The organism is Mesorhizobium sp. M0772 (genome assembly GCF_040320135.1).
Taxonomy (GTDB): Bacteria; Pseudomonadota; Alphaproteobacteria; order Rhizobiales; family Rhizobiaceae; genus Mesorhizobium.
In genome coordinates this window covers 1-8675 of the sequence record NZ_JAMYPB010000093.1, presented here as the reverse complement: position 1 = coordinate 8675, position 8675 = coordinate 1, and the positions used below count along the sequence as shown (strand labels likewise).

Sequence of the window (8675 nt, the reverse complement as noted above, 5' to 3'; positions counted from 1 at the left end):
GCTCCTCTTGAAGGGGCTCCCCCCCCCCCGCCCCCCCGCCCCTCCCCCCCGACCACACCCGCCCCGCCCCCCCCCCCCCCCCCCCGCGGGGCGGCCCCCCCGGACTGGTCGGTCATCGCACCGGTCCGAAAGTCGTGGTCGATTTTCGGCAAGCCCGGTGCGAAGATTTGGCGCCGGAGCGTGGCAATGCGTCCGCATGGACGTATGTCGCTCTGGCCGAAGCGGGGCGCCGATGCTGCGATACATCTTACGGCGGCTTCTGACCGCCATTCCGACGCTGTTCGTCATCGTGACCATGGCGTTCTTCCTGATACGCGTCGCACCGGGCGGCCCCTTCAATCAGGAGCGGGGCCTCAGTCCCGAGATCAGGGCCAATCTGGAAGCACAGTTCGGCCTCGACGATCCGCTCTGGCTGCAATATGCCCACTATCTCGGCAATCTTCTGCGCGGCAATTTCGGGCCGAGCTACAATTTGCCTGACTTCACCGTCACCGAACTGTTTGCCAAGGGGCTGCCGATATCGGTCCAGCTCGGCACCTCCGCGCTGATCCTGGCGCTGCTGCTTGGTTCGGTGCTCGGCACCATCGCCGCGCTCAACCAGAACAAGCTTGGCGACTATACGGTGATTGCGCTGGCGACCGCCGGCAGCACTATCCCCACCTTCGTCATCGCTCCTGTGATTCAGCTGGTGTTCGGATTGACCTGGAAGCTGTTGCCGATCGGCGGCTGGGGTGATGGCGCATTGATCAACAAGATCGGCCCGGTGCTGACGCTGGCCTTGCCGCAGATCGCCATCGTTGCCCGCCTGATGCGCGGGTCGATGATCGAGAGCTTGCGTTCGCATCATATCCGAACGGCGCGTGCGCTCGGCCTCTCCGACTGGTCGGTGGTGGTCAAGCACGCGCTGCGCGGCGCCATCCTGCCGATCGTTTCCTTCACCGGTCCGGCAGCCGCGGCGCTGCTCACCGGTTCGGTCATCGTCGAGACCATCTTCTCCATTCCCGGTGTCGGCCGCTATTTCGTCGATGCCGCGCTCAACCGCGACTACACGCTGGTGATGGGGACCGTGGTGGTGATCGCGCTCTTCACCATCGTCTTCAACCTGATCGTCGACGTCATGTACGCGGTCGTCGACCCGAGGGTACGCTATGACTGAGGGTGCGCTATGACTGACATCACAGCCGCCGCCGCTCCGCCGGCCGTCGTCGGCCGCTCGCTCTGGGGCGACGCATGGGCGCGCCTCAAAGCCAACCGCGCCGCCATGTTCAGCCTCTATTACCTGGCCTTCATTGGCGTCATCAGCATCTTCGGCCCCTGGTTCGTGCCGCATCAGTACACCACCATCTATGCCGACTATGTGCGCACGCCGCCAAGCTTTTCAGCCTATCCGAAGCCCGACATGATCGAGACGGCGCTCAAGGATGCCGTCAAGCGCATGCGCGTCGACATCAAGGAGTGGAAACTGGACGGCAGTCGCGTCACCGTCACCGTCACCTCGACCAAACCGATCGACGACCGCAACATCCGCTATCTCGACCGCTCCGATGCCTTCGACGATACCAAGATAGAGAGCAAATCGGCCGACGGGCTCGAATTGACTATGACTGCGTCGGTCAAACAGCAGTACTTCCTGTTCGGCACCGACAACACCGGTCGCGATCTTCTCTCGCGAACGCTGATGGCAGGGCGCATCTCGCTGGCCATCGGCCTGCTTGCCGGCATTGTCGCCGTGGTCATCGGCGTCCTCTACGGGGCGGCGGCAGGCTTTTCCGGCGGCAAGATCGACGAGGTGATGATGCGCATCGTCGACGTGCTCTATTCCTTGCCCTTCATTTTCTTCGTCATCATGCTGGTGGTGTTCTTCGGCCGCAACTTCGTGCTGATGTTCCTGGCGGTGGGAGCGGTGCTGTGGCTCGACATGGCGCGCATCGTGCGCGGCCAGGCGCTGTCGATCCGGCGGCAGGAGTATGTCCAGGCGGCCGAAGCCATGGGCGTCGGCCAGCGCGGCATACTGCTGCGCCATGTCATCCCCAATCTGCTCGGACCAGTGGTGATCTACATGACGCTGCTGGTGCCGCAGGTCATCATCCTGGAAAGCTTCCTGTCCTTCCTCGGCCTTGGCGTGCAGGAGCCGATGACCAGCTGGGGCGTGCTCATCTCGGTCGGCGCCAAGAACATCGGCACCGCCAACTGGCTGCTTTTGTTCCCCGCCTTCTTCCTCGTGTCGACGCTGTTTGCGCTGAACTTCGTCGGCGACGGCCTGCGCGACGCGCTCGATCCGAGAGACCGATGAAGATGGGACGGATAAAGATGGGGACCGATAAGATGGGGACCGTTGCGATGGAAGCGCCCGAAACGATCCTCAGCGTCAAGGACCTTCGCGTCCGCTTCCGCACGCTCGACGGCGCGGTCGAAGCGGTCAAGGGCATCAACATCCACGTCAAGGCAGGTGAAACCGTTGCCGTGGTCGGCGAATCCGGATCCGGCAAGAGCCAGACCATGATGGCGGCGATGAGCCTGCTGGCGTCCAATGGCGAGGCGACGGGTCACGTCGATTATCGCGGCCGCAATCTTCTGACCATGACCAAGAGCGACCTCAACAAGGTGCGCGGCGCCAAGATCAGCATGATCTTCCAGGAGCCGATGACATCGCTCGATCCGCTCTATTCGATCGGCAACCAGCTGATCGAACCGATCCGCAAGCACCGCGGCCTGAACGCAGCCGAGGCACGGAACGAGGCGCTCAAGCTGCTGCGGCTTGTGCATATTCCCGATCCCGAGCGGCGGATGAAATCCTATCCGCACGAAATGTCGGGCGGCCAGCGCCAGCGCGTCATGATCGCCATGGCATTGGCCAACGACCCCGACATCCTGATCGCCGACGAGCCGACGACGGCGCTCGACGTCACCATCCAGGCGCAGATCCTGGTGCTGCTCGCCGAATTGCAGCGCAAGCTCGGCATGGCCATCGTCTTCATCACCCACGATCTCGGCATCGTCCGGCGCTTTGCCGACCGCGTCTATGTCATGCGCTATGGCGAGGTGGTCGAGGAAGGCGAGGCGGAAGCACTTTTCGCCAACCCGCAGCATGCCTATACCAAAATGCTGCTGGCGGCCGAACCGACCGGCACCAAGGCGGCGCCGCCGCCCAGCGCTCCGGTGCTGCTGGAGGGCCGCAATGTCGAAGTGACCTTCAAGATCGGCGGCGGCTTCCTTGCCGGCGAACCGCTGCTGCTACGCGCCGTCGATCACATTTCGATCCGGCTGAAGCGCAACCAGACCATCGGTATCGTCGGCGAGTCCGGTTCGGGAAAATCGACGCTCGGCCGCGCACTTCTGCGCCTGTTGCCCAGCGACGGTGTCATCCGCTTCGGCGACCGCGACATCTCCACCGCCGACCGACAGGCGATGCGGCCGCTGCGGCGTGAGATGCAACTCGTCTTCCAGGATCCGTTCGGCTCGCTGTCGCCGCGCATGACCGTCGGCCAGATCATCACCGAAGGGCTTCTGGTGCATGAGCCGAACCTGTCAGGCAAGCAACGCGATCAGCGCGCCGTCGAGGCTTTGCTCGAGGTCGGCCTCGACCCCAACGCACGCAACCGCTACCCGCACGAATTCTCCGGCGGCCAGCGCCAGCGCATCGCCATCGCGCGTGCCGTGATCCTGAAGCCCAAACTGGTGGTGCTGGACGAGCCGACTTCGGCGCTCGACCGCTCGGTGCAGAAGCAGATCGTCGAATTGCTGCGCAAGCTGCAGGCCGACCACGAACTGTCCTACCTCTTCATCAGCCACGATCTCTCCGTGGTGCGCGCCATGGCCGACTACATCATCGTCATGAGGCAGGGCAAGATCGTCGAGGAAGGCCCGACCGAACAGATATTCAGCAACCCGCAGGCCGCCTACACCCAGACGCTGATGGCTGCGGCGATCGATGTCACGCGCTTCAGGCTGAGTGCCTAAGGCGTGACGTTCAGCCGATAGTCAGGGTAGGGTCAGTTCGCTTAGCCCGCTGACCTAGGGCATCTGTTGGCTCTTGTCGCGACAATGGCCTCTTGCCGCTGCTTCAGCAGTTCGATTCTGGCCGTCTCATGGTTGGCCACTGCGCTCTTCACGCGCGTGCCGCCGAGCAGCCAGTTGGGAACGCTGGTGTTGGTGACCCTGCCGCGGGTGATGGCGGTTTGCGAGATGTCGCGCGCGGTATCGCCTACCGCGTTGTTGAGCTCGGCGCATGTCATGCTGTCGTATTTCGCCGGGTTCACCGCGCTGCCCAGCGATGAGCAGCCTGCCGCCAGGGACAAAGCGAGCAGCGCTGACAGCCGGCTTGAAATCAACAAATTCATCTTCCGCAAACCTCGTTCCGGCCGCTGTCTCGGCGGCATTCCTATTATCGAGGTAGCGCGGAAGGTTGTCGCGTCAAAACACCATGCTGACAGCGAACGCCGGCGCGGCCGGTTTGCATTAAGCCATCTTGTGGGTCGGGAGAACAAACACCTAAGTGTCTGTTTTTTCTGGTCGGAGTGGCAGGATTTGAACCTGCGACCCCCTCGTCCCGAACGAGGTGCGCTACCAGGCTGCGCTACACTCCGTGACCAGACCGCGGGCTTATAGCTGCCACATACCGTTCCTGCAAGCGGCAATGGCAGCGCTTCTGTCGCATTTCGTTGGCTTTCGTTGGGCATTGCCGCAAAGCTTGGCTTTCCCTCCCGGGATAAACCCGGCTTAAAGCCTTGTGTGCTAAGTCGCAGCCTCGATAAATCGCGTTTTCGCCATCTGGAGCTTTGCTGCCTTGCCCCTGAAAATCGTAGGCGACGCCCGGCCCAACAGCTTCGAATTCGAAACCGAAGCGCTGATCAAGGCGTCCGGCTTTCGCGAATACGACGCGCGCTGGTGGTTTGGCCATGCCGGTTCGACGCAACCGCCGGACCTGAACCTGATCGGCGTCCAGGCGCTGGGCATGGGCCTGGGCACTTTGATCCGCCGTCTTGGCGCCGGGCCCGACATCGTCACCGGGCATGATTTCCGTTCCTATTCGCTTGCCATCAAGCTGGCGCTGGTTTCCGGCCTGATGGCTGCGGGCGCAAAGGTGAAAGACATTGGCCTGGCGCTGTCGCCCATGGCCTATTTCGCCCAGTTCGCGCTCGACGCGCCTTCCGTCGCCATGGTCACGGCATCGCACAACGAGAATGGCTGGACCGGAGTCAAGATGGGTGCGGCGAGGCCGCTCACCTTCGGACCGGAGGAGATGAGCGCCCTGAAACAGATCGTGCTGTCGGGCGATTTCGATCTCGCCGGCGGCGGCTCTTACGAATTCGTCTCCGGTTTTCGCGAGACCTATCTCGACGACCTGACCCAGGACAAGCGCATCGCGCGCAAGATCAGGGTTGTGGCGGCTTGCGGCAACGGCACCGCCGGCGCCTTCGCGCCGCAGGCGCTGGAGCGCATCGGCTGCGAGGTGATCCCGCTCGATGTCGAGCTCGACCACAGTTTTCCGCGCTATAACCCGAACCCGGAAGACATGCAGATGCTGCATGCCATCCGCGACAAGGTTCTGGAGACCGGCGCCGATGTCGGGCTGGGCTTCGACGGCGACGGCGACCGTTGCGGCGTGGTCGACAATGAGGGCAACGAGATCTTCGCCGACAAGGTCGGCGTCATGCTCGCGCGCGATATCTCCAGCCAACATCCCGGCTCGACCTTCGTCGTCGATGTCAAATCGACCGGCCTGTTCAACACCGACAGCGTTTTGCGTGGCAACGGCGCGAAGACAGATTACTGGAAGACCGGCCATTCCTACATCAAGCGCCGCGTCGCCGAGCTTGGCGCCGTCGCCGGCTTCGAGAAGTCGGGCCATTTCTTCTTCAATCCGCCGATCGGCCGCGGCTATGATGACGGTCTCATCACGGCAATAGCCATATGTGAGATGCTCGTCCGCAACCCCACAAGTTCGATGGCCGATCTCTATCGCGCGCTGCCGCTGACCTTCGGCACGCCGACCATGTCGCCGCATTGCGCCGACGATGTGAAATACGGCGTGGTCGATCGGGTGGTGGCGGACTTCCAGGCGATGCAGCGCGCCGGCAAGACTTTTGCCGGCCAGAAGATCGCCGAGCTGATCACCGTCAACGGCGTGCGCGTCGTGGCCGAGGATGGCACCTGGGGGCTGGTGCGGGCGTCGTCGAACAAGCCGGAGCTTGTCGTGGTTGTCGAAAGCCCGGTATCGTCCGAGCGCCGCCGGCAGATGTTCGAGGCGGTCGACGCCGTGCTGCGCCGCAGCCCCGAAGTCGGCGCTTACAACCAGACGTTCTGATTGGACCTTTCATGAGCGAGCGCATCGTCAGTTTTGTCATGAGCGGCGGTGTCGGCTCGCGGCTGTGGCCGCTGTCACGCGAGGACAACCCGAAACAGTTCCACGATCTCTCCGGCGACGGCTCGATGCTGGCCAAGACCTTGCGCCGGCTGACGGCGCGGCCGGAAGGTGAGACGCCGATCTTCCTGATCGCCGCCGAGCGCCATGCCGAGCGTGTCCATGCCGACCTTGCCGGACTCAACCTCGCCGGCGGTGGCCCGCTGTTCGAGCCGACCGGGCGCAACACGGCTGCCGCCGTGGCGCTGGCCGCGCTGCGCACATTGTCGGAGTTCGGCGACAGCCTGGTGCTGGTGGTGCCGTCAGACCACGAAATCGCCACGCCCAAGCAGTTCTGGCAGAGCGTCGAGGCGGGCAGCCAGGCAGCGCTTGCCGGCCGTCTGGTGGTGTTCGGCATCAAGCCGACGCAGCCCGAGACCGGCTATGGGTATATCGAAGTCGCAGCCGAAAGCGGCGGCGTCTTCGACGTGTCGCGCTTCGTCGAAAAGCCCGACCTCGGCACCGCGCAGAGCTATCTCAGTGCGGGCATCTTCTACTGGAACACCGGCATTTTCCTGTTTCGCGCCAGCGCCATGCGCGATGCATTTGCGGCCTTCCAGCCCGACATCTGGCAGGCCACCCAAGCGGCCTACAAGGCAGCGACTTCGGATCTGTCCGGCCTCTATATGCCGCTCGACCTCTACGCCGCCATCCCGTCGAACTCGATCGACTACGCCATCATGGAGCGGGCCAAGGACATCGTCATGGTACCGGCCGGCTTTCGCTGGAACGACCTCGGCTCCTGGCAGTCGCTGCTCGATGTCGGCCCTGCTGATGCCAATGGCAATGTCGTCGTCGGCGATGTTGTCGCCATCGATTGCGAGAACTCCTACATCAGAAGCGACGGCCGGCTTTTGTCGGCTATCGGCATGAAGGACGTCGCGATCGTCTCGACGGCGGACGCCACCTTCGTCGCACCGGTCAGCCACAGCCAGCACGTCAAGAAGATCGTCGAGCAGCTGGAGAAATCGGGACGGCTGGAAACCAGGTTTACGCCGGCACACGACCGCGTCATCGAGAGCGGCGCCTGGCGTAGGCGCGTGCATCACTGGCTGTTCGAGGAGACCTTGCCGCTGTGGTCAACTTCAGGCGTCGATGAGCGTCATGGCGGCTTCCACGAGGCGCTGGGTTTCGATGGCAATCCGCTGTTGAAGCCCAAGCGTATGCGCACGACGGCCAGACAGGTCTATGCCTTTGCGGTCGCCAGGGCACGCGGCTGGGACGGTCCGGCGGACCGGTTGATTAGCCACGGCATCGCCTTCATGGCCGGCAAGGGCCGCACCGAGAGAGGCGGCTGGGTGCGCACGCTCAATGTCGACGGCTCCGTCGCCGACCCAACCGAGGATGCCTACGACCATTCCTGCGTGCTGCTGGCGCTGGCGCATGCGCATATGTGCGGCAATCCGGATGCGCTGCGGCTGGGCCAGGAGACCTTCGTGTTCCTCGACGCGCATCTCGAGGACAGCCGCATGACCGGCTTCCTCGAGACGTCGGACGGCGAGGGCGAGCGGCGCTCCAACCCGCATATGCATCTGCTCGAGGCCTTCCTCGCCTGGTATGAGGCGACCGGCGACCGCACCTATCTGCGCCGCGCCGCGCGCATCATCGACCTTTTCCGCAGTCATTTCTTCGATGCCGAGAGCTGGACGCTGGGCGAATATTTCGACGCCGGGTGGAAGCCGACCGCCGGCGAGAAGGGCACATGGACCGAGCCCGGCCATCATTTCGAATGGGCCTCGCTGCTGACCGATTTCGTCGCCCACAGCGGTCAGGGCGAGTTGAGCAATTTTGCCCGCAAGCTCTACGCCTCGGCCATCGCCAACGGCCTCAACCGCGCCACCGGCCTTGCCTACGGTGCGGTCTCCCGGCAGGGCCTGCCGCTCGACCTCGTATCGCGCAGCTGGCCGCAGGCGGAAGCGATCAAGGCGGCGATTGCGCTTGACGGTTCAGGTGGCCCCGACCTCAAACCGGAGATCGAAGCGCGCGTCGGCCGCCTGTTCCGCTGGCACATCGACCCGGCGCCGCTCGGCCTGTGGATCGACCGCATCGACGAACGCGGCCGCTCGCTGGCGAGCGATGTGCCGGCCAGCATCTTCTATCATCTGGTCTGTGCGCTGACGCAGTATCTGGATGGGACGGCGCAGAAGGGGTGAGGTTGTTGAGAGGCCGGTGGGGGGGCCCCCCCCCCCGCCCCGCCAGGCGCGGGGGGGGGGGGGGGGCCCCCCCCCCACCGCGCCCGGGGCCCCCCCCCGCGCGCCGCGCGCACCCCCCA

6 protein-coding genes and 1 tRNA gene are annotated in these 8675 nt (G+C 64.2%); 5 read left to right on the top strand and 2 right to left on the bottom strand.

Going from position 1 to position 8675, the window contains the following annotated elements; genetic code table 11:
- Positions 1–232: 232 nt before the first annotated feature.
- Genes NKI06_RS30360 through NKI06_RS30350 form a run of 3 tightly spaced genes read left to right on the top strand, consistent with a single transcriptional unit; the run spans position 233 to position 3960 of the window.
- Positions 233–1156, top strand: coding sequence for an ABC transporter permease subunit (locus tag NKI06_RS30360; protein WP_023684574.1), 924 nt, complete (start codon positions 233–235; stop codon positions 1154–1156).
- A 9-nt stretch (positions 1157–1165) separates the two neighbouring features.
- Positions 1166–2293, top strand: coding sequence for an ABC transporter permease (locus tag NKI06_RS30355; RefSeq protein ID WP_023743707.1), 1128 nt, complete (start codon positions 1166–1168; stop codon positions 2291–2293).
- A gap of 47 nt (positions 2294–2340) precedes the next feature.
- Positions 2341–3960 (top strand): ABC transporter ATP-binding protein, encoded by a 1620-nt coding sequence (locus NKI06_RS30350; RefSeq protein ID WP_352987895.1) that lies wholly within the window; start codon positions 2341–2343, stop codon positions 3958–3960.
- A gap of 41 nt (positions 3961–4001) precedes the next feature.
- Here NKI06_RS30350 and NKI06_RS30345 read toward each other — a convergent pair whose 3' ends face one another.
- A complete protein-coding gene (locus NKI06_RS30345; RefSeq protein WP_352987894.1) occupies positions 4002–4340 on the bottom strand; it encodes a hypothetical protein in 339 nt (112 codons plus the stop codon).
- A 169-nt stretch (positions 4341–4509) separates the two neighbouring features.
- A tRNA-Pro gene (locus NKI06_RS30340) sits at positions 4510–4586 on the bottom strand.
- A gap of 200 nt (positions 4587–4786) precedes the next feature.
- On the opposite strand from NKI06_RS30340, the gene NKI06_RS30335 reads away from it, so the two are divergent.
- Both NKI06_RS30335 and NKI06_RS30330 read left to right on the top strand, forming a co-directional pair.
- Positions 4787–6307, top strand: coding sequence for a phosphomannomutase/phosphoglucomutase (locus NKI06_RS30335; protein ID WP_023824217.1), 1521 nt, complete (start codon positions 4787–4789; stop codon positions 6305–6307).
- An 11-nt stretch (positions 6308–6318) separates the two neighbouring features.
- Entirely contained in the window at positions 6319–8556 is a 2238-nt protein-coding gene (locus NKI06_RS30330; RefSeq protein WP_352987893.1) for a mannose-1-phosphate guanylyltransferase/mannose-6-phosphate isomerase, read from the top strand.
- The last annotated feature ends 119 nt before the right edge of the window (positions 8557–8675 follow it).

What these genes read in the sequence shown, in the direction of transcription:
- NKI06_RS30350 (WP_352987895.1), top strand. Translation starts at nt 2,341, where the DNA reads ATGGAAGCGCCCGAAACGATCCTCAGCGTCAAGGACCTTCGCGTCCGC.
- NKI06_RS30330 (WP_352987893.1), top strand. Translation starts at nt 6,319, where the DNA reads ATGAGCGAGCGCATCGTCAGTTTTGTCATGAGCGGCGGTGTCGGCTCG.
- NKI06_RS30355 (WP_023743707.1), top strand. Translation starts at nt 1,166, where the DNA reads ATGACTGACATCACAGCCGCCGCCGCTCCGCCGGCCGTCGTCGGCCGC.
- NKI06_RS30345 (WP_352987894.1), bottom strand. Translation starts at nt 4,340, where the DNA reads ATGAATTTGTTGATTTCAAGCCGGCTGTCAGCGCTGCTCGCTTTGTCC.
- NKI06_RS30360 (WP_023684574.1), top strand. Translation starts at nt 233, where the DNA reads ATGCTGCGATACATCTTACGGCGGCTTCTGACCGCCATTCCGACGCTG.